Source organism: Candidatus Amarobacter glycogenicus, from assembly GCF_016704105.1.
In the GTDB taxonomy this organism is placed as follows: Bacteria; Chloroflexota; Dehalococcoidia; order Tepidiformales; family Tepidiformaceae; genus Amarobacter; species Amarobacter glycogenicus.
Window position 1 is genome coordinate 379,044 of the sequence record NZ_JADJAT010000002.1, and the last position, 20,324, is coordinate 399,367.

At 65.7% G+C, this 20,324-nt stretch carries 20 protein-coding genes; 13 read left to right on the forward strand and 7 right to left on the reverse strand.

Going from position 1 to position 20,324, the window contains the following annotated elements:
- Positions 1-542: 542 nt before the first annotated feature.
- The gene (locus IPG14_RS06600; protein WP_343391265.1) at positions 543-1,085 is read right to left on the reverse strand and encodes a DinB family protein; all 543 of its coding nucleotides are present in this window, start codon (positions 1,083-1,085) and stop codon (positions 543-545) included.
- A gap of 156 nt (positions 1,086-1,241) precedes the next feature.
- Between IPG14_RS06600 and priA the strand changes: the two genes are divergently transcribed.
- The 12 genes from priA (at position 1,242) to IPG14_RS06660 (ending at position 14,421) form a co-directional block, all read left to right on the forward strand.
- Positions 1,242-3,719 (forward strand): primosomal protein N', encoded by a 2,478-nt coding sequence (gene priA, locus IPG14_RS06605; protein ID WP_343391266.1) that lies wholly within the window; start codon positions 1,242-1,244, stop codon positions 3,717-3,719.
- A gap of 226 nt (positions 3,720-3,945) precedes the next feature.
- On the forward strand, positions 3,946-4,935 hold the full coding sequence (gene fabD / locus IPG14_RS06610; RefSeq protein ID WP_343391267.1) for an ACP S-malonyltransferase: 990 nt from the start codon (positions 3,946-3,948) through the stop codon (positions 4,933-4,935).
- On the forward strand, positions 4,932-6,170 hold the full coding sequence (gene fabF / locus IPG14_RS06615; RefSeq protein ID WP_343391268.1) for a beta-ketoacyl-ACP synthase II: 1,239 nt from the start codon (positions 4,932-4,934) through the stop codon (positions 6,168-6,170). Before fabD ends, fabF (IPG14_RS06615) begins: the two co-directional genes overlap by 4 nt.
- Before the next feature lie 15 nt (positions 6,171-6,185).
- Positions 6,186-7,424 carry a beta-ketoacyl-ACP synthase II gene (gene fabF / locus IPG14_RS06620; protein ID WP_343391269.1) on the forward strand — a complete coding sequence of 413 codons (1,239 nt, stop codon included), beginning with the start codon at positions 6,186-6,188 and terminating at the stop codon, positions 7,422-7,424.
- 78 nt (positions 7,425-7,502) lie between these two features.
- The gene (acpP, locus tag IPG14_RS06625; protein WP_343384146.1) at positions 7,503-7,754 is read left to right on the forward strand and encodes an acyl carrier protein; all 252 of its coding nucleotides are present in this window, start codon (positions 7,503-7,505) and stop codon (positions 7,752-7,754) included.
- Between the two features lie 149 nt (positions 7,755-7,903).
- Positions 7,904-9,076 carry a cysteine desulfurase family protein gene (locus tag IPG14_RS06630; RefSeq protein WP_343391270.1) on the forward strand — a complete coding sequence of 391 codons (1,173 nt, stop codon included), beginning with the start codon at positions 7,904-7,906 and terminating at the stop codon, positions 9,074-9,076.
- A gap of 96 nt (positions 9,077-9,172) precedes the next feature.
- Positions 9,173-10,708, forward strand: a complete 1,536-nt coding sequence (gene nusA, locus IPG14_RS06635) for a transcription termination factor NusA (RefSeq protein ID WP_343384144.1) — start codon at positions 9,173-9,175, stop codon at positions 10,706-10,708.
- A gap of 14 nt (positions 10,709-10,722) precedes the next feature.
- Complete coding sequence (locus IPG14_RS06640) at positions 10,723-11,028, forward strand: YlxR family protein (RefSeq protein WP_343384143.1); 306 nt, start codon at positions 10,723-10,725, stop codon at positions 11,026-11,028.
- A complete protein-coding gene (gene infB, locus IPG14_RS06645; protein ID WP_343384142.1) occupies positions 11,025-12,800 on the forward strand; it encodes a translation initiation factor IF-2 in 1,776 nt (591 codons plus the stop codon). The genes IPG14_RS06640 and infB overlap by 4 nt, the downstream gene beginning before the upstream one ends.
- A 52-nt stretch (positions 12,801-12,852) precedes the next feature.
- On the forward strand, positions 12,853-13,218 hold the full coding sequence (gene rbfA / locus IPG14_RS06650; protein WP_343391271.1) for a 30S ribosome-binding factor RbfA: 366 nt from the start codon (positions 12,853-12,855) through the stop codon (positions 13,216-13,218).
- A complete protein-coding gene (gene truB, locus IPG14_RS06655; RefSeq protein ID WP_343391272.1) occupies positions 13,202-14,155 on the forward strand; it encodes a tRNA pseudouridine(55) synthase TruB in 954 nt (317 codons plus the stop codon). The genes rbfA and truB overlap by 17 nt, the downstream gene beginning before the upstream one ends.
- Positions 14,156-14,319: 164 nt before the next feature.
- Positions 14,320-14,421, forward strand: coding sequence for a DUF5679 domain-containing protein (locus IPG14_RS06660; protein ID WP_343385220.1), 102 nt, complete (start codon positions 14,320-14,322; stop codon positions 14,419-14,421).
- 77 nt (positions 14,422-14,498) lie between these two features.
- On the opposite strand, the gene IPG14_RS06665 is transcribed toward IPG14_RS06660, so the two are convergent.
- From IPG14_RS06665 to IPG14_RS06685, 5 genes are all read right to left on the reverse strand, one after another.
- Positions 14,499-15,053: a hypothetical protein gene (locus IPG14_RS06665; RefSeq protein ID WP_343391273.1), complete on the reverse strand. Its 555-nt coding sequence runs from the start codon at positions 15,051-15,053 to the stop codon at positions 14,499-14,501.
- 258 nt (positions 15,054-15,311) lie between these two features.
- Positions 15,312-16,082, reverse strand: a complete 771-nt coding sequence (locus tag IPG14_RS06670; RefSeq protein WP_343391274.1) for an inositol monophosphatase family protein — start codon at positions 16,080-16,082, stop codon at positions 15,312-15,314.
- Positions 16,082-17,080: an aldo/keto reductase gene (locus tag IPG14_RS06675; protein WP_343391342.1), complete on the reverse strand. Its 999-nt coding sequence runs from the start codon at positions 17,078-17,080 to the stop codon at positions 16,082-16,084. The genes IPG14_RS06670 and IPG14_RS06675 overlap by 1 nt, the downstream gene beginning before the upstream one ends.
- Positions 17,081-17,139: 59 nt before the next feature.
- The gene (locus tag IPG14_RS06680; protein ID WP_343391275.1) at positions 17,140-17,514 is read right to left on the reverse strand and encodes a hypothetical protein; all 375 of its coding nucleotides are present in this window, start codon (positions 17,512-17,514) and stop codon (positions 17,140-17,142) included.
- Positions 17,515-17,569: 55 nt separating this feature from the next.
- A complete protein-coding gene (locus tag IPG14_RS06685) occupies positions 17,570-18,907 on the reverse strand; it encodes an aminotransferase class III-fold pyridoxal phosphate-dependent enzyme (RefSeq protein ID WP_343384136.1) in 1,338 nt (445 codons plus the stop codon).
- 174 nt (positions 18,908-19,081) lie between these two features.
- Here IPG14_RS06685 and IPG14_RS06690 point away from each other — a divergent pair, with 174 nt between their 5' ends.
- Positions 19,082-19,723: a class I SAM-dependent methyltransferase gene (locus tag IPG14_RS06690; protein ID WP_343384135.1), complete on the forward strand. Its 642-nt coding sequence runs from the start codon at positions 19,082-19,084 to the stop codon at positions 19,721-19,723.
- 20 nt (positions 19,724-19,743) lie between these two features.
- Here the strand turns inward: IPG14_RS06690 and IPG14_RS06695 are convergent, their stop codons facing one another.
- Positions 19,744-20,295, reverse strand: a complete 552-nt coding sequence (locus IPG14_RS06695) for a pyridoxamine 5'-phosphate oxidase family protein (RefSeq protein ID WP_343384134.1) — start codon at positions 20,293-20,295, stop codon at positions 19,744-19,746.
- Between the last annotated feature and the right edge of the window lie 29 nt (positions 20,296-20,324).

Below are 20,324 nucleotides of genomic sequence, written 5' to 3' on the forward strand. Positions count from 1 at the left end.
GTTCTCCACGCGCTTGCCCTCGAAGTCGCCGTAATACCGGGTGAAGATGCTGGACTCGTCGTCCATGCGGGCGAGGGCATCGGCTCGGGCGGATAGCTCGGGCTCCGACGGCTCCCAGTCCGTGCCCAGCAGCGGCGACGACCACAGCACCGAGTCGAGCAGGGCAGCCACCGAATCGGTGCCGGCGCGGACCTGGGCCAGCTGGTCGCGGTCGAGCCCTCGAGATGGCCCCAGTTGCGCGAGCAGCCCTTCGAGCGCCAGCCGCCAGGCCTCGACCCGGGGAGTGCCGCTGGCCGTGCTCAGGTAGCGCTCCCGGACGACAGCCGGGTCGAACACCTCGGGCACGCGGTCGAGCGCCTCGTGCAGGCGGGCGGCGAAGCCCGGTTCGAACTTCGAGACGAGGATGGTCCCGGCGGCCTCCCGGACGATCCGCCGCGCGCCCTCGATGCCGCGGTCTCGCAGCCACGCTTCGAAGCGGATGTCCCGGTCGCTGCCCGCGGGGTCAGCCGGCGCCGGGGCCGGGTGCGACGGAGGGCGGCCGTTCAGAGGAGGGCGCCCTGGAGGCCCATCAGGCCCTTCACGAGCTGGGCCTCACCGAGGTGTTCGGCGACGTGGCCGATGCCGAAGAAGGCGACGGCTTCGAGCCGGGACATGCGGTCGTAGCCGGGGTAGACATCCGTGAAGAAGGGAAGGGCGATCTCGGCGGCAGCGTCTTCCGGGGAGAGCGCATCGAGGACGGCGTTGATGCTGGCGCCGACGGCGCTGGCATAGGCGCAGAGTTCGGGGAGGTCCAGGCGGAGGGAGCCGATCTGGTCCCGGGTCATGCCGTTGCCGAACGCGGAGCGGCCCGTCTCGCCGACGGGCAGGCGGGAGGCCCAGCCCTGGCTGGCGAAGACGGTGGGCCGGCGCAGCAAGAGGCCATGGACGAGGTCATCGCTTGAGCGGTAGGCGTGCCAGAGGGCGAACATGATGGAGGTATCGTGGTTCTCGGGCTGCCAGTGGAGCTGGTCCGGGGTGAGGCCCTTGATGAAGATGGCGGGCGCGTGCCAGAAGGCGATGTTGGTGGATAGGACGTTCGCTGCCATGGCGAGTTACCTCACTGTGCGACGTTGGAGCTCCGGGGGTGCGGCGCCCGCCGGGCGTTCGGGCGGGCCCGAAGATACACCGCCGCAGGCGTGCGTATCCAGCGCCCGGCCCAGCGGCTGATCGACAGGGGCAGGGCGCCATCCCATGATCGGCGGGTGACGACGCCCAGCATGTTCGGCAACGACCCCGCCGAGGCCCCCACCGCGGGCACGCGCTTCGCGGAGGTGGCGGTAAACGCGGGGCAGCCGGCGCGGCAGCCGTTCACCTACAGCATCCCGGATGGGCTGGAGGTGGCGGCTGGACAGGCGGTGTTCGTGCCGTTCGGGCCGCGCATCCTCCAGGGCGTGGTGATGGCGCTGGCCGATGCGACGCCGTTGCAGGCGGTGCGGCCGATCAGCGCGGTGGCGGACCCTGCCGCGGTGCTGGACGGCCCGCACATCGCGCTCGCTCGCTGGATGAGCGATGAGTACCTCGCGCCGCTCTGGGACTGCGTGGCCTGCTGCCTTCCTTCCGGGTATGGGCAGAAGGCCGTGACGATGGTGTCGCCGGTGGACATCCCGCCGTTGCTACCGGCGTACCCGAAAGACCAGCGCATCCTGCAGTACATCGCCGCGAACGGCCGCGTCTCGATCGAGGCACTTCGCGAGGCAGTCGGGCAGGTGTCGCTGACACTGCTGGACCGGCTGCAACGCGACGGCCACCTGACGGTAGCGCAGGGGCTCGCGCGGCCGGCCGGGAGACCCCGGATGGAGCGGCGTGTCGCGCTGGGGGCCGCACCGGAGGCAGCGCTCGCACAGGCGGACACCCTCGCCGAGCGCAACGCGAAGTCCGTCGAGGCACGGCTGCTCCGGCACCTGGCGGCACACCCGGATGTGACGCTGACGGAGACGCGGGAGCTGGGGGCGACGCCGGGGCACCTGCGGAAGCTCGAAGCCGGGGGCTTCCTGCGGGAGTACGAGCAGCAGCTCGAGCGCGACCCGCTGGCCGACTACCGCTTCGAACACCGGCCTCCGCCGGTGCTCAGCGCGGACCAGGCGGCCGCCTTCGAGGCGATCTGGGCGCACCCCGGGACGACGCTGCTTCACGGCGTGACGGGCTCCGGGAAGACGGAGGTCTACCTCGAACTGGTCAGGCGCACCCTTGAGGGTGGGCGCGCGGCGATCGTCCTCGTGCCGGAGATAGCACTCACACCGCAGGCGATCCGGCGGTACGGCGAACGCTTCGGCGAGACCCTGACGGTCTTCCACTCGCAGCTCTCCATGGGCGAGTTGTTCGACCAGTGGTACCGGGTACAGCGGGGCGATGCGCGGGTGATCGTCGGTTCGCGAAGTGCGATCTTCGCGCCCGTGCCGAACCTCGGGCTTGTGGTGCTGGACGAGGAACACGAGTGGAGCTACAAGCAGGTAGACCCTCAACCGCGGTACCACGCACGCGATGCAGCCGAGCGTCTTTGCGGGCTGACGGGGGCGCGGCTTGTGCTGGGAAGCGCGACGCCCGACGTGGTGACGTACCACCGGAGCGAAGTCGGAGCGATCAAGCGAGTCGAACTCCTTCAGCGACTCTCGCCCGGAACTGATGGTTCGATTTCGGAGGGCGCACTCCCGGCGGTGACCATCGTCGACATGCGGGAGGAACTGCGCGGCGGTAACCGCAGCATCTTCTCGCAACCGCTCCGGAGAGCGGTGCATGCTGCCCTCCGGCAAGGCGAGCAGTCGATCCTGTTCGTGAACCGGCGGGGGTCGGCACGGTTCGTTCTCTGCCGGGACTGCGGGTATCTGCCCGTGTGCCCGTCATGCGAGGTTGCCCTGAGCGTCGATGTCCAAAGCCCCGTGAGTACGATGCTGGTGTGCCACCACTGCGGGCGCTCCCGACGTCTCGAAGACCGCTGCCCGAAGTGCGACGGGAGGCGTTACCGGCCGTTCGGTGTGGGTACCCAGCGGGTGGAACAGGAGGCCCGCGCGTACTTCCCGGGGGCGCGCGTCGCTCGTTGGGACAGCGACGTTTCCGGACAGAAGGGCAGCCACGAGCGGATGGTGCAATCGCTGGAATCGGGCGAGATCGACATCCTTGTCGGGACGCAGATGCTGGCAAAAGGCCTGGACCTGCCGGAGATGACGGTGGTGGGGGTGGTGGACGCGGACGTGGGACTCAGCCTGCCGGATTACCACTCCCACGAGCGCACCTTCCAGCTGCTTTCGCAGGTCGCAGGTCGCGCCGGACGGCGGGAGAAGCCGGGTTACGTCTTCATCCAGACGTACGAACCCGAGGCGGGCCCGATTGTGGCCGCGGCGACGCACGAGTATCGCGCCTTCTACGACGAAGAGATTGCCCACCGTCGACGGGCGGGTTACCCACCGTTCAATCGGCTGGTCCGGCTCATCTTCCGGCACGCACGACAAGAACACGCGCTCGAAGAAGCCGCGAGAGTGGCAAACGAACTCCGGATCGGACGCGATGCTGCCGGGCGGGCGGAACCGGACGTCCTGGGGCCAACACCGGCATACATCCCCCGGATTCGCGGGGAATACCGCTACCAGGTGCTGTTGCGTGGCCGGAACCCCTCGCGCCTGCTGGAGTTGGTGCGCCTCGGCGAGCACTGGCACGTGGAAATCGACCCACCGAGCCTCATCTGAAGCATCGTTGGCCGCCGCCCGGTGTTGAGGCCCTTCGAAAATCTGCGGTGATTCCCCCGCCGGATCCGGCGGCCCGAGTACGTCTTCGGACGGCCATGCCGGACTGAGGACGGGCCGGCGCCGTTCGTTCGTGCCTACCGAACCTTCGCCCCTCCCCCACCACCCTGCTATCCTCGGTCGGAGATTGGCGCGCCCCAGGCGCCGTCTGGAGGGCATTGGTTTCCCAATGGACCAGGAAGTGAAGCCTTGGGCGCGTCTCGCGCTCATCTTCCCCGGCCAGGGATCGCAGTACGTCGGTATGGGACACCGGCTCTCGCAGGTCTCGAAGGCCGCCCGCGACATCTTCCAACGGGCCGACCAGGTGCTCGACCGGAACCTTTCGAAGCTCTGCTGGGAGGGTCCCGCAGACGAACTTGAATCGACCGCCAACCAGCAGCCCGCAAGCTTCGTTACCTCGATGGCCTGGCTCGAAGCATTGCGAGAACGCTTCGCCGCCAGCGGGAGGAAGTTCGATCCCCACCTCTTCGCGGGCCACTCGATGGGCGAGTTCACGGCGGCTGTTGCGGCCGGATCGCTCGACTTCGAGGAAGGTCTGTTGCTCGTCGCCGAGCGTGGCCGCCTGATGGGCGAGGCCGGAACGGAAAACCCGGGAGGCATGGCGTCGATCCTCGGCCTCCCCGAGGCGAAGGTGCTCGAGATCTGCGCCGAGGCCTCGAAAGAGGGGTATGTGGGACTCGCGAACGCGAACTGCGACGGGCAGAGCGTTATCTCCGGTTACCTCAAACCGTTGACGACGGCGATCGAACTCGCCGAAAAGGCGAAGGCGCGCAAAGTCGTCCGCTTGCCGATTTCAATCGGCTCGCATTCGCCGCTGATGGCCAAAGCGAGCGACGGGATGAATGCGCTCCTCCAGAAGATGCACATCCGTGACCCACACCGTCCGCTCGTCGGCAACGTCAATGCGGATTTGCTCACCACGGGACCGCAAGTCTATTCCGAACTCCGGGACCAGCTCACGCACGGCGTGCTCTGGCAGAAGTCCATCGAGAAGATGAGGGATGAGGGCGCCGATATGTTCATCGAAGTAGGCCCGGGTAACGTCCTGACGAAGCTCGTCCGCCGGATCGACTACGAGATCAACAGTATCTCGATCAGTGACGATTACGAGGGCTTGCTCAGTGATCGCTGGCAGCTGGTGGAAGGGGCAGCCCGATGAGCCGTCGAGTCGTGATAACCGGAGTCGGCGCAGTCACCGCTGTCGGCCATACCGCAGAAGAGACGTGGCAGGCCATGCTCGCGGGACACAGTGGCATCGGACCGATCACCCTGTTCGACCCGGAGCCCTATCCCATCCGGATCCAGGCGGAAGTGAAGAATTTCGAACTCGGCGACCGGGCCGATGCCAAACAGCAGCGCTACATGAACCGGAGCGTGACGTTCGGGATGTCGGCGGCGATCGAGGCATTGGCCGACAGCGGCTTCCAGGTGACCGAAGAGAACGCCGACATGGTGGGAGTCATCTTCGGGTCCGGAGCGGGTGGGACGGACATGGTGCTCGACCACCAGCGGATCCTCGATGAAAAGGGGCCACGACGGGTGACACCGTTTTTGGTGGCGAACTTCATCGCGGATGCGGCGAGCGGGCACATTGCCATCCACACGGGCGCGCGCGGACCGAATTTCGCTCCGGTGAGCGCCTGCGCGACTGGCGCGAACTCGCTCGGCGAAGCGTTCGAGACGATTCGTCGTGGTGATGCCGACACGGTCATCACCGGCAGCAGCGAGGCGGTCCTCCTGCCCATCTACCACGCGACCTGGTGCTCGATGCGGGCGCTCGCGGGTGACAACGAACACCCGGATAAGGCGCTCAAGCCATTCGACTTGAATCGCGACGGGTTCATCGCGGGAGAGGGCGCCTGCGGAATGATCATGGAGGAGTACGAGCAGGCGAAGGCTCGCGGGGCGAAGATCTACTGCGAAGTCGTCGGCTACGCATCCTCGAACGACGCGTATGACATGATCGCCCTGCATGAGACGGGGCGCGGGCTGAAGCGGGCCGTCAATACGGCCATCAGGAAGGCCGGGATCGCCCCATCGGAGATCAACTACATCAACCCGCACGGCAGCGGGACGCCGTTGAACGACCGCGTTGAGACACTCGTTTTTAAGGAGATCATGGGGAAGGCAGCCTACGACGCCGCTATCTCCTCGGTGAAGCCGATCACGGGACACTGCATGGGGGCGAGCGGATCGGTGGAGGCGCTCGCCTGCGTCATGGCTATCCGCGACCAACGCGTGGCACCCACGATCAACTACACGACACCGGACCCGGAATGCGACCTGGACTACGTGCCGAATGTTGCCCGCTCGATGGCGGTGAACATCGCCATGACCACATCTGTCGGCCTCGGCGGGCACAACTCCGCCGTCATCTTCAAGAAGGTCCAATAACCTGGGGAGAAACCTGTGACCCGAGCACTCGTCACCGGGCTGGGCGCGATCACGCCCATCGGCCTGACCGCCCACGATTTCTGGGAGAACCTGGTTGCCGGGGTTTCCGGCGCGAGCCAGATCACCCGGTTCGACACCACGAACATGCCCGTCACGATCGCGACGGAGGTGAAGGGTTTCGAGGCCGGGAACTACATGGACTCGAAGGGTGCGCGGCGCATGTCCCGGTTCGCCCAGTTCGCGGTCGCGGCGGCCCAACTGGCAGCGGACGATGCGAAGCTGACGCTGGCCGATGACGAACGGCGCCGGGCAGCTTCAGCAATTGCGACTGGTTCCGGCGGGGCAATCGACACGATGGACGAAGTCCTTGTCCTGAATGAGCGGGGGCCGGCGCGGGTAAGCCCCTTCTACATCCCGATCATGGCGCCGAACATGGGCGCCTGCCAGGTTTCAATGCACCTGGGGCTGCGCGGACCGGCCCTTGCCAGCGTTGCTGCGTGTGCGAGCGGTCTCTACTCGTACATGGAGGCGAAGCAGCTGATCGAATCAGGGCGGTGCGACGTGGTCCTCGCCGGAGGGACCGAAGCGGCATTGCACCCACTGCCGATCGCGGCACTGGCGAACATGAGGGCGCTCAGCCGCCGGAATGACGAACCGACGAGGGCGAGCAGGCCCTTCGATCGCGACCGGGATGGTTTCGTTTTCGGAGAAGGCGCGGCGGTCATGGTCATCGAATCGGAAGCCCGCGCGAAGGCTCGGAACGCAAAGGTCTATGCCGAGCTGGCGGGGGGCGGCCTGAGTTGCGACGCGTTCCATATCACGGCACCGCTCGAAGATGGCTCCGGCGCGCAGGACGCTATGACGGAGGCTCTGCGTGCGTCGGAACTCCGGCCCGAGGACATCGACTACATCGCAGCACACGGCACCGGGACACCACTGAATGACGCCTCCGAGACGCGCGCCGTGAAACTGGCATTTGGTGAGCACGCCTATAAGCTCTCGCTAAGTTCGCCGAAGTCGATGGTCGGACATCTTCTCGGTGGGGCGGGAGCGGTCGGTGCGCTCGCGGCCGTGCTGGCGGTGCATCACGACATGGTGCCCCCGACCATCAACCTCGAGAATCCGGACCCGGAGTGCGACCTGGACTACACCGCGCTGAAAGCGCGCTCACGCGAAGTGCGAGCTGCGGCCGCGAACGGCTTCGGATTCGGCGGACAGAACGGCAGTGTGATCTTCCGCAAGTACAACGGGTGACCTAACCTACGCGCACCTGAACCTAACCGGGCGGGAAATTCGCCCGAGACGAGTCAATTCCCGGTGGAGGCCCAATCCATGGCAACCGTGTTCGAACGCGTCCGTGATGTCGTCGTCAAGCAGTTGAAGGTCGGCGCCGAAGAAGTGACACCCGAGGCGAACCTCGTCGACGATCTGCGCGCAGACTCCCTCGACATCGTGGACCTCACCATCGCCATCGAAGAGGCGTTTTCAGAGGATGCGGAGTTCGAGATCCGGGACGAGGACGCGGAGAACATCCACACCGTCCAGGACATCCTGGACTTCCTCGCGGGCCAGGGCTTGAGCTAGATCCCGCCTGCGCGGGCGCCTCGGCCACGCCGGACGACGTTCTGTCGAGGCCGGCGCACTCAACAGGATCCGAATGGGCGGTGAGTCTCGACGAGGCGGCACCAGGCGGCGTTATTTCTTTGCGGGAAGCTGTGGGCTAGGCTTGGTGGGTGGCACGGGTGTATCTGGACCATGCGGCGACGACGAAGCCTGATCCGCGCGTGATCGCGGCGATGCTGCCGATGCTTGAGACGTACTGGGGCAATCCTTCTTCGATTTACCTCGAAGGGCAGGAAGCTCGGCGGGCCATCGATGCCGCGCGCAAGCTATGCGCCGACCTGCTTGGTGGGGCTCCGAAAGAGATCGTGTTCACCGGCGGCGGGACGGAGTCGGACAACGCGGCCATCCGCGGCGCGGCGCTCGCTCAACGCGAACGAGGCCACGGTAACCACATCGTCACGAGTGCCATCGAACACCACGCGGTCCTCCACACGGTGGAACAACTCGAGCACGAGGGCTTTCGCGCTACGTACCTGCCCGTGGACGGCGAGGGCTTCCTCGACCTGGCAGCACTCGAGGGCGCGGTCACGCCGGAGACGACGGTCGTCTCGGTGATGGCGGCGAACAACGAAGTCGGCACGATCCAGGCGATTGCCGAGATCTCGCGGATCGCGAAGGCGAAGAACCCGCGGGTTGTCGTCCATACCGACGCGGTCCAGGGCGCGGGCGCCATGGAGATCACGCCTGCGAAGCTGGGCGTCGACTTGCTCAGCATTGCGGCCCACAAGCTGTACGGACCGAAGGGCGTTGGATTGCTGTACATCAAGAACCGGACGCCCTGGCAGCCAATGCTCCTGGGGGGAAGCCAGGAGAAGGAGCGCCGGGCAGGAACCGAGAACGTGGCAGGGATTGTCGGACTGGCAACGGCGATGAAGCTGGCATGGGACGAAGCACCGGCACGCAACGCGCATGCAGCAACGATGCGTGACCGGCTTCTCTTCGGTATCCCCGAACGGATACCGGACACGGTGATCACTGGCCCCCAGGACCGGCAAAGGCGCCTGGCGAACAACTTCAGCTGCTGTTTCCGGAACGTCGAGGGCGAAAGCGTCCTGCTCGCGCTCGATATGGCGGATATCGCCGCGAGCAGCGGCAGCGCATGCACGACGGGGGCGCTCGAACCGTCGCACGTCCTCACCGCGATGGGCATCGACTCGGACCTCGCGCACGCGTCGCTCCGGCTCACGGTCGGCAAAGACACGTCCGCGCCGCAAATCGACCGCGTGCTCGAAACGCTGCCCGCCATCGTGGAAAGGCTTCGATCACTGGCCGGGAATCGTTGATCCCAACGGGCATCGCCCGGTTGCGCCGGGGTGCTATACTGCCGATGGCACAACCTTCTTGGGAGTGGGCTCGCAGCCCACTTTTTTGTTGGAACTATGAAAAACGATCTTTTGCTCGCACTGAGTGCTCTCGCCGCTGAAAAGAACCTCCCCAGGGAGGTCGTTTTCGATGCAGTCGAAGCCGCCCTGACATCCGCTTTCCGGCGGGAGGGTGACAACGCCCCAAACATCAACGTGAAGATCGATCCGGTCGGCGGCGATATCCGGGCATACCGGCAAATGGTCGTAGTCGAGGAAGTCGAAGAGCCGAACGTCGAGATGACGATGAGCGACGCGATGAAGTGGAAGCCCGACGTGCGCATCGGCGATGTGCTCGACTTCGAAGAACAGCTTCCGCCGAATGCCGGGCGTATCGCCGCGCAGACCGCGAAGCAGGTGGTCCTGCAGCGCCTCCGAGAGGCAGAACGCGACGCTGTGTACGACGAGTACATCGGCAAGGAAGGCGAGCTCCTCGTCGGGACGGTCCAACGGGTGGAAGCGCGCCAGATGATCGTGGAGCTCGGGCGGGGAACGGAAGCGGTGCTCCCCTTCCCGGAGCAAGTCCGGAACGAACACCTGCGACCGGGCCAGCGAGTCAAAGTCCTCGTCCTCGAGGTGTTGAAGGCGGTTAAAGGCCCGCAGATCGTGGTCAGCCGCGGCCACCGCAACCTCCTCCGCCGCCTTTTCGAGATGGAAGTCCCGGAAATCAAGGCCGGCACAGTCGAGATCAAGAGCATTGCGCGCGAGGGCGGGCACCGCTCGAAAGTCGCGGTGCATGCCCGCAACCAGAACATCGACCCGATCGGCGCGTGCGTCGGGATGCGCGGCAGCCGGATCCAGAACATCGTGAACGAGCTTGCCGGCGAGCGAATCGACGTCATCAAGTGGGATCCGGATCCTGCGAATTTCGTTTCGAACGCACTCAGCCCGGCCCAGGTGCTCGAATGCGAAGTCGACGAGCACGAGCACCTTGCTTCTGTCGTTGTCCCGGACCGCATGCTCTCGCTGGCGATTGGCAAAGAAGGCCAGAACGCACGCCTCGCAGCGAAACTGACGGGATGGCGAATCACGATCCAGAGCCAGGCATCGAAGGATCGCACGGAGGCCGGCGAACCGGCAGAAGCGCTCGCCTTCGAACCGTACGCACCGGGTGAAACCCCGGACATCGACATCATCAGCGAAGCCGAGGAGATCGCGGCGGCGGCAGAGGAAGAGGCCGTCGCCGTGCCTGCCGAGGCCACTCCGGCTGCGGCGAGCGCTGAGCCGGCGGCCGAGCCGGCACCTGCCGGCACCGAGGAAGAAGAAATCTCGTTCGCCTCGATCGTTGATCGCATGGCTGTGCCGAAGGGCGAGGAACGAGAGTCGGAAGACTACGGAGAAGACGAGGACGAGGAATACGAAATCCCGACCACGGTGGTGACGGAGTCCCGCCCCTCCGCGATCCGCTTCGGAGAAGACCTCATCCGCCGGGAGGAGCCGGAGGACGCGACCAAGGCGAAAGCCGCAGCGAAGAAGCAGCGGCGTCCATCCCGATTCTCGGAAGAAGAAGAGGACGACATGGACGACATCGAGTATTCCGGCCGGATCCACTAATCGGAGGAACACCGGTGAGTTCGCCAGGACCGCGGCCGCGCCCTGTTCCACAGCGAACATGCATCGCCTGCCGCGCAGAACAAGGGAAGCGCACGCTCATCCGAATCGTGCGCACGCCTGACGGGCGAATCGCTGTCGATGCCAGCGGGAAGGCGGAGGGACGCGGCGCCTACCTCCATCCCCTGCGGCGATGTTGGGTGAAAGCCCTCAAAGGCGCTACCATAAAAAATGCACTTAAGATCTCCCCGGCGTTGGACGATATCGAGGCCCTTCGCGTCTTCGGAATGACGTTGCCGGCAGAAGAAAGCGAAACTGTATGACGGCAAAACCCACCTCGCAGGTCGTGAGCATCCCGCGCGCGCTCACCGTGAAAGAGCTGGCGGACCTCGTCGGCGTAACACCGATCGAAGTTATCAAGCGCCTTATGACGAACGGCGTGATGGCGAACCAGAACCAGACGATCGACTACGACACGGCCGCTATCATCGCGGTCGAACTAGGATTCGATACCGAGGAGGAACCGGCGGCTGAAGCCGCAGTAGCGCCGGCCGCGGTGGAAGAAGAAGAGATCCACGATGACCCGGCGTCGCTCAAGCCGCGGCCGCCCGTCGTCACTATCCTGGGCCATGTCGACCACGGGAAGACGAGCCTCCTCGATGCGCTTCGCAAGACCCGGGTCGCGGCAGGCGAGGCGGGCGGTATCACTCAGCACATCGGCGCGTACCAGGTGGAGATGGGCGGGAAGCTCATCACGTTCATCGACACCCCGGGCCACGCCGCCTTCACGGCGATGCGAGCACGCGGAGCGCAGGTCACCGACATCGCGATCCTGGTTGTTGCCGCCGACGACGGCGTGATGCCGCAAACGATTGAAGCAATCAACCACGCGCTCGCCGCCGGCGTCCCGATCATCGTGGCCATCAACAAGATCGACATGCCCGCCGCGAATCCGGACCGCGTGAAGCAGCAACTCACCGAACACAACATCGTCGTCGAGGACTTCGGTGGCGACGTGATCGCGGTCCCGGTCTCGGCGACCCGGGGCGACGGCCTCGCGGATCTCCTGGAATCGATCAACCTGGTCGCCGAAGTGGGCGAGCTGAAGGCGAACCCGGACCGGGCAGCTTCGGCGGTCGTGATCGAAGCCGAACTTGATTCCAGCCGCGGGCCCATCGCGACGGTCCTCGTCCAATCCGGGACTCTTCGCCAGGGCGATGCCCTGGTGGTCGGAGAGACGAGTGGCAAAGTCAAGGCGATGTTCAACGATCGTGGCGAACGCATCCGCGAAGCGCCGCCGGCGTTCCCGGCGGTGATCATGGGCCTCGAATCCGTCCCGGAAGCGGGCGAACGCATCCGCGCCGTGGCGGATGAGCGGCTCGCACGCCAGGTCGTCGAGGAACGGCGGCGCAGGCGCGAAGCAGTGGAACAAACCGCGCATGCGCACGTCAACCTGGACACACTCTTCAACGAGATTTCGACCGGCAAGCTCAAGGAATTGATCATCATCTTGAAGGCCGATGTCCGCGGCAGCGCTGAGGCGATCAAGGCCTCTCTCGAACGGCTGAGCAACGCCGAGGTCAAGGTCAAGATCATCCACTCGGCAACCGGGCCTGTCAGCGACAGCGACGTCATGCTGGCAGAAGCTTCAAACGGGATCATCATCGCGTTCAACACGCGGATCGACCCATCAGCCAAGAAACGGTCGGACGTATCGGGCGTCGAAATCCGCTCCTATGCGATCATTTACCAGGTGCTCGAGGACGTGGAGAAGGCGCTCCAGGGTATGCTCGAGCCCGTCTTCCAGACGGTTATCGACGGACATGCCGAGGTCCGGCAGTTGTTCAAGTCGAGCCGGCTCGGCGGGATCGCAGGGTGTTTCGTCACCGATGGCACGCTCCGGCGCGGATCGAATGTCCGCGTGTTGCGCAACAACCAGGAGCTCACCAGAACTCGCTGCGAGGGCTTGAAACGCTTCGCCGACGATGTCCGGGAAGTGCAGACTGGCTACGAGTGCGGAGTCGTCCTCAGCAACTTCGACAAGTTCCTGGACGGCGACGTCATCGAGTTCATCCATGAAGAGCGCGTCAGTTAAGGCGTAGCGCCCCAACGAACGGAGGGCCCGCATTGCTGCGGGCCGGAATGCCATGTCTCTCCGCACAACCCGCGTCAACGAACTGCTTCGGGCTGAGATCAGCGACCTGATCCTGCGCAAGGTGAAGGACCCGCGCGTCGGCGAGGGCCTGATCACCATCACGGAAGTGCGGGTCTCGCCGGACCTGCACCACGCGACAGTCTTCGTTTCCCACCTGGGCACGGACGAGGAGCGGGAACATGCACTGACGGCGCTGCAACACGCCGCACCTTTCCTGCACCGAGAACTCGTCCACCGCATGAAGATGCGTGCGATCCCGAACCTGACGTTCCGCTTCGACCCTTCTATCGAACGCGGCGCGCGGCTTTCCGACCTGATCCGCAAAGTGAGTAACGACTATCGTGAGCAAGCGGAGTGACAGCGGCCTCGACGGCATCCTGCTGATCGACAAGCCGGCCGGCTGGACAAGCCACGACGTCGTGGCGAAAGCCCGCCGCATCACCGGGCAACGCAGGATCGGCCATACCGGCACACTGGACCCGATGGCCACGGGTTTGTTGGTGCTTTGCCTCGGGCAGGCGACCCGGCTGGTGGAATACCTCACAGGGCACGACAAGCGCTACACGGGGACGATCGCCCTCGGACGAACGACGACCACCGACGATGCCGAAGGCGAAACCCTCGAAGAATCGGCCGTCCCCCGGATGGACGAAGGAATCCTCGATGACCACCTGGAAGCGTTCCGCGGGCCGATCCTCCAGAAGCCACCGGTGTTCAGCGCGCTGAAAATCGCAGGGAGACGCGCTTACGACCTCGCGCGGAGCGGCGAGGCACCCGAACTAGCGGCGCGTCGCGTCACCGTGCATGGCCTGGACGCGGCAATCGCCGGCCCCGGGACGGTAGCGATCGACGTTTCATGTTCGTCCGGGACCTACATCCGGAGCCTCGCGCGGGACCTCGGCCAATCACTGGGATGCGGAGGACACCTTTCGGCCCTGCGGCGCCACCGAGCTGGACCGTTCTCCCTGGAGGGCGCCGTGACGCTAGAGAGGCTGGAAGCCGCCGCCGCGGACGGCGCGCTGGACGAGTTGCTCCTCCCAACGGATGACGGGATCAGCGTTATCGATGCGGCAATCCTCGGTGCGGAAGGCGTGGACGCAGTGGCTCATGGCGTGGCCTGGCAGGCTCCCGGCGGGACGATCCGGGCCGCTGACCCTGTCCGAATCTACGGAGCCCTGGGGGAGTTCGTGGGCATCGGTTCGGTGAGTGATACCGGTGAGATCCGGCCGCGGAAGGTGTTTCTTTCGGCCAATTCCCGTAAATCCTCGTCTTATGTCGTGTCCAGACTCACTTAGACTCTTGACATGCCCGCATCGGGCTCCGATCATGCCTGATGGAACGGCGAACCTGCGCATCCGCGTAGACACTCTATCAATTCGCCGAAGTCCGCCCACCCGCGGGCGGAAAGAAGGAGGACCAGTTGGAAGCCTACTGCCTCAAGTGCAGGGTGAAACGGGAGATGAAAACCCCGAAGCCCATCACGATGAAGAATGGCAAGCCGGCCACCGAGGGCTCGTGCCCCGTCTGCAGCACCAGGATGTTCAAGATCGGGAAGGCCTGATCGAACACGTCACTGCTTTACCGAGCACTTTGAAAGAGGGTCCCCACAGCGGGGGACCCTTTTTCGTGAGGCGCGGTTCAAGGAGCAAGCGGTGCGCGGAACCTGGAGCCCGGCGCACCGGATGCCGCACTGACCTGGCGCCGGGCCTTCACCAGCGAAACGGGAGCCCAAATGAGCACTAGCAGCCAGGCAAGCACAAGCGGGACACCGGCGAAACCGCCGATGGAAAACGCAACGAACGCGAAGGTGAGGATAGAACTCGTCGCCAGGCGGTTCATCGCGCGGAGTGCGTTCGGGATCCCGGGTTGACGGGAGAATCGCGAGGCGACGAACAAACAGCACCAAACCGGGAGGATGGGAATCGCCAGGAACCAGAGGGCCATGCCGCAGAACGTTTGAACGTCGCGCCGGCGGAGCCGCATTGCCAGGGCCGTCGTGACGAGGATGACGCTGGGGGCCGTCGCCAGGAAGATCGCGAACCCAATGAGCAAGCCCCAACCGTCGCGGTTGTCCTCGCGCAAGGCGGCGAGGATTAGCGTGACGAATGCGGTCAAACCCAGCAGAGCGAGCGCCCACACGAGCCAGGCGAACAACTCGATGTTCGGGTGGCGCTCCCGGAACCACCCTGGCACTTCCTCGCCCGAAACGGTCGGCGAATCAGGCGCTGATACGAACTCGGACTGGGGACCTGGGGCTCCCGGCGGAGGAGCAAACCGCGCGGCCCGGAGGTCCTGGCCACATACCAGGCAGACGACGTCGGTGTCGATGGTTTTCCGATGACAGGTGGGGCATTCGCGCACGACATGAAGACGGTACAACGTCCGGCCGTGCCCGCTGAGCGGCCGAAAGTGCGAGAATCACGGCCATACCGGACCGTCTTTCCCGCCTCGCTACTCCGGGGCGACGGCAAGCGCCTGGAGGACCGCGGGATGAAGAACGCCGTTCGTGGCCACGACGGAGTCGCCTAGAACGGGCGTTCCGTCCCACTGGGAGAAACCGCCCCCGGCCTCGCGGATTACCGGGTAGAGGGCCGCAGCGTCCCAGATACTCATGACGGGATCGAGCATGACGTCGGCACGGCCGGTCGCCACCATAAGATAGCCATAGCAGTCACCCCAGGCCCGTGTCAGGCCGCACTCCTGGACAAGCCGAGCGACGCCCGCCGAGCGCCCCCGGAGCATCCGCGAGAAGCTCGTCATGGTGATGGTAGCTTCGCGGATCTCGGAGGTGGCGGAAACGTGGCATGGCTCACCGTTGAGGTGGGCTCCAAGCCCTTGGGCCGCCGAGGCGGTCTCGCCGACCGCGTGGCAGGCGATGACCCCAGCGACCGGCACGCCATCGCGCTCGAGGGCGACGAGCGTGCCGAAGAGGGGCACATGGTGGATGAACGACTTGGTGCCGTCGATAGGATCCAGGATCCAGCGATGGCGGCCATCGCCGGGCGTCTCGCCGAATTCCTCGCCGAGGATCCCGTGTCCGGGGCACTCACGCGCGAGGAACTCGCGGATGGCGAGTTCGGCATTGCGGTCGGCGATGGTGACGGGGGTCCGGTCGGCTTTCAGCTCGACGGCGGTCCCGGCGTCGTAGAGGGGCATGATCACTTCACCCGCAATGACCGCCGCCCGCCGGGCGATTTGCAGCAACTCGGCAAGCTCGCTCACTAGCGTGCTGCGTCTCCGCGCCGGTATTGCGCGGTGAGCGAGTCGAGCGTCTTCTTCAACTCGGCGTTCATCGGCGCTTCGGCCGCCTTGAGCGTGTCATCGAGTTGTTCAGGGCGACTCGCGCCGATGATCGGTGCTGTGACCGCCGGGTTCGCCAACACCCAGGCGACGGCCATCTCGGGGAGGGCCATGCCGGCATCGTTCGCGATCGGGCGCAGTTGCTCGACGGTCTCGAACATCGCCTCGTGCCAGTAGCGGTCCTGGTAGCGTTCAGCGGCAGTACCGAGCGTGAAGCGCGAGCCCTCCTCGGGACCGGAGTCCCGGTTGTGCTTGCCGCTGAGGAGGCCACCGGCAATGGGGTTATATGGGATCACGCCGATGCCTTCTTCGCGGCAGAGGGGGAGTAGTTCACGTTCGATCTCGCGGAAGAGGAGGTTGTAACGCGGCTGCACCGAATCGAAGCGGACCACGCCCAACGCCTCGCTCCGACCGATGGCGCGGGCGACCTGGTAGGCGAGGAAGTTGGAGCAGCCTACATAGCGCACCTTCCCTGAGCGGACGACATCCTCGAGCGCGCGCACGGTTTCGTCGATGGGCGTCTCGGGATCTGGTCCATGCAGCTGGTAGAGGTCGATGTAGTCCGTGTTCAAACGGCGCAGGGAGGCCTCGACCGCATCGAGGATGTGCTTACGGGAGTTGCCCTGGTCCCAACGGTTGGGGCCGGAACGTCCGAAGCACTTGGTGGCGAGGATGATGCGGTCGCGGCGACCGTGGAGCCAGCGGCCGACGATTTCCTCAGTCCTTCCGACGGTGTCGCCGGTGCCGCCGAGCGGATAGACATCGGCAGTATCGAAAAAGGTGACCCCGGCGCCGAATGCCTTGTCCATGATGGCGACGGAGGTGCGCTCTTCGCATTGAAGCCCAAACGTCATGGTTCCGAGACAAAGGCGGGAAACCTGGAGGCCGGTGCGGCCCAGGCGCGTGTACTGCATGGAGATCTCCGGAAAGTGAGTGGGGCGATTATAGGACGGAACGTGCGGCGCCAGGCAGCGGTGAGTTACTGCTGGGCCCGGTCGATGATGGCCTCGGCCGCGCGTACCGCGGCGTCGGAGTCGCTCCCCGGGGTGTCGCTTTCACCGTCGCCGTCGCCTGGCGGGGGCGGCACCTCCTGCAAGTAGGTACAGCGCTTGCAGGAATCCTGGGAGCCGACGATGGCAAGAGCGAAGTGGGTGAATTCCTTGCCGCAGTAGACGGAACGGCGTTGGCGGAGACGAGCGTCACGAGCCTTCTTGCGGCGCGGTTCCTTCGCCTGCTTCGGCCGAGGGATACCGGCCGCGATACCGCGCTGTTCGCGCATCGCGTTCAGCGCATTTATCCCGAAGATCACGAACGGGATCCCGGCGACCAGCAGGAAGACGATGAACGACGCCACGCACCCATCTTAGTCCCTCTCGGGGGACATTTGGCGAAAGACCACTACGACTGGTCTATGCCGCGCCTTCGTCGCGCATTTCGCGCAGCGCCTCTCGCCAGGCTCCGACGGTGCGCGAGATGTCTGCCTCGGTGTGAACGGAGCTGACGAGGCCCCCGGCGCCGAACAGGTGAGCACCGTGGTTCGTCATCGCAAGGTGGAGCAGGCGGGCCCGTTCCGCGGGCATCCCTTCTTCCAGCAGGGCCCACGGGAGATCACGAGGGTCATAGTCCTGGGCCTCGGGGACTTGCGTCCCCGCGATGACGACGCGGAACTCGCTGGCCTGGCCGTAAACGAAGCCGGGCAAGCCGAGTTCGCACATCACGCCGTTCATGCCGGCGCGAAGCTGGGCTGCGAGGTCGTTCGCGCGGCGCTGATGACGGCCATCGGCAATCTCGCGAAGGCAGGCGACCCCTGCTGCCGCGGAGAGAGGATTGGCGTTGAAGGTGCCGGGATGGCCGACTTTTGCGGTCTTCGTGCCTGGATCGGGGAAGCGGAGGAACTCCATCACTTCCCGGCTCCCGCAGACCGCGCCTCCGGGGAAGCCGCCGGCAAGGATTTTGGCGAGGGTCGTGAGGTCCGGCTTGAGGCCTTCGATTTCCTGGACACCGCCCGGCGCCCAGCGAAAGCCAGTCACCACCTCATCCATGATGAAGACGATTCCCTGGGCGCGGCAGAAGGCCTGGAGTTCGTGGAGGAAGCCTCGCGGCACCGGGAGCTGTCCGCTCGATGCCCCGGCAGACTCGACGATGATAGCCCCGATGTCGCCGCGCTCTTCCACGGTACGGCGCACTTCGGCCATCTCGAGGGGCAAGACTGAGACAGAGTCGAGTGTGGCCTGGGGGACGCCCGCGGGCGCGCCGACGGAGTACCTGGAATTGGCAACGACGTAGTCGTGCCAGCCGTGGAAGTGACGGTCGAACTTGATCACACCGGGCTTGCCGGTGTGGGTGCGGGCGAGGCGAAGGGCCATGAGGGTTGCCTCAGTGCCCGAGCTGGTGAAGCGGACGACTTCGGCGGAAGGGACGATGCGGGTGACCTCTTCGGCCCACTCGATTTCCCTGAGGGTGCTCGCACCGTAGTGCGTGCCGAGGGCCAGCTGCGCCTGGGCGGCTTCAATCACCGAGGGGTAGTTGTGGCCGAGCATGAGGGCGCCATGACCCATGACGTAGTCGATCAATTCGTGGCCATCGGCGTCCCACTTTCGCGCTCCGGCGGCGCGTTCGGCGTAGACAGGAAAGGGGCGCACGAACCGGCTGTCGTGGGTGACACCGCTGGGCAGGACCTTGCCCGCCCGCTGGTACAACCGCGCCGAAGCCGGGTTCCGTTCTACGTAAGTCTGCTCGATGCTCATCGCCTGCCCTCCACGGCGAGGATGATACTCCCGCCCCTTCGCTCCGTGCCGCCCTGGCGAAGCGCCTCAGAATCCCACCAGGCACTCCGGCCACACCCCAGCGCCCCCTGGTAAACCGGGGCCTTACGTTTCCCCTGTTGCGGAGCCGCCGGCACAGATAGAGTGCCCTTTACCGTGGCCGACCATTCGATCTTGCAGCCCGGCAACCTCCTCATGGTCCAGGAGCGTGAACGCTTCCTGGCGCGGTTCCTGCGCAAGAACGGTTGGCCCACTCTCGATTCTTTGCGTGCTTTCGAGGCCGGATGCTCGACGGGCTACAACATGCGCCTGTTCGTGCAGTGGGGCGCCCGCCCGGAACACATCGCGGGGATCGACCTCGACCCGGACGCGGTCGACTACTGCAAGGCGCACTCCCCGGAGATCCGGGTCCACGCCGGGAGTGCGGACGCGGTGCCCGAGCCCGACGCCACGTTTGACCTGGCGATTGCGTTCACGCTGTTTAGCTCGGTGCCCGACGAGGAGATCAGCGCTGGCATCGCCCGCGAACTCCGGCGGGTTACGAAACCGGGCGGCTTCATCATCATTTATGACATGAGACGCCGAAACCCCGGCAACAGGGCAGTCCACCCCGTGACGAAGGAGGACGTCCGGCGCTGGTTCCCGCGCAGCCCGATGCGAACGCGTTCTATCACGCTGGCGCCACCGCTTGCGCGGCGCGCGGGCCAATGGGCGCCATGGCTGTATGGCCCGCTGGCCGCCGTCCCCCTCCTGCGCACACACGCGATCTACATCCTGAGGAACCCGCTGACCCCCTGAGAGCGACGGCATTCCAGCGCTCAGCCGGCCTCCCGCGGGAAGCGCCAGCGTGTGTAGCTCTTCCCGAACTCTTCGCCCGGCCGGAGCGTCCAGCCCAGGCCGATGCGCGGGCGCATGACGTACAGCCCGCCGTCGTCCCACTGGTCGACCGCGGGCGCGTAGGCGTGGGCCACATACTTCGCCGCATACGCGGCCGCCAGCGATCCAGCCAGTGCCCGCGACGGAGGTGGAGGCACGGCGGACGCCTCGCCTTCGAGGATCAGGACCTCATCGCCGCTCTCCAGGTGGACCGCGACGTTCGGGTTCGAGGCGATGTTCCGCATCCGGCGCGTCTCTGCGCTTCCATCGAAGTAGAGCGCGCCGTCGAACCAGACTCCCCACACGGGCGTGGCGTGGGGACGGCCGTCCGGGCGAACCGTCGCAACCCAGTAGTTCAAACCGGTTGACAGCTTTTCTTCTGCCCACGCCCACTCGAGAAGGCCTGAATCATCCGCTGGCAGCCCGTAGCCATCCGGGACCGTCGGCCGTTCGACCAGTGGTTCTCGTTCTGCCCCCAATCTTCCGGATTCCATCCTTTTGCCCCCTGTGTCGTCGTAGATCT

Bases quoted from the DNA above. Each gene is read 5' to 3' on its own strand.
- IPG14_RS06695 (WP_343384134.1), bottom strand. From the start codon at position 20,295: ATGGAATCCGGAAGATTGGGGGCAGAACGAGAACCACTGGTCGAACGG.
- fabF (WP_343391268.1), top strand. From the start codon at position 4,932: ATGAGCCGTCGAGTCGTGATAACCGGAGTCGGCGCAGTCACCGCTGTC.
- nusA (WP_343384144.1), top strand. From the start codon at position 9,173: ATGAAAAACGATCTTTTGCTCGCACTGAGTGCTCTCGCCGCTGAAAAG.
- IPG14_RS06685 (WP_343384136.1), bottom strand. From the start codon at position 18,907: ATGAGCATCGAGCAGACTTACGTAGAACGGAACCCGGCTTCGGCGCGG.
- rbfA (WP_343391271.1), top strand. From the start codon at position 12,853: ATGTCTCTCCGCACAACCCGCGTCAACGAACTGCTTCGGGCTGAGATC.
- fabD (WP_343391267.1), top strand. From the start codon at position 3,946: ATGGACCAGGAAGTGAAGCCTTGGGCGCGTCTCGCGCTCATCTTCCCC.
- infB (WP_343384142.1), top strand. From the start codon at position 11,025: ATGACGGCAAAACCCACCTCGCAGGTCGTGAGCATCCCGCGCGCGCTC.
- IPG14_RS06660 (WP_343385220.1), top strand. From the start codon at position 14,320: ATGAAAACCCCGAAGCCCATCACGATGAAGAATGGCAAGCCGGCCACC.
- acpP (WP_343384146.1), top strand. From the start codon at position 7,503: ATGGCAACCGTGTTCGAACGCGTCCGTGATGTCGTCGTCAAGCAGTTG.
- IPG14_RS06600 (WP_343391265.1), bottom strand. From the start codon at position 1,085: ATGGCAGCGAACGTCCTATCCACCAACATCGCCTTCTGGCACGCGCCC.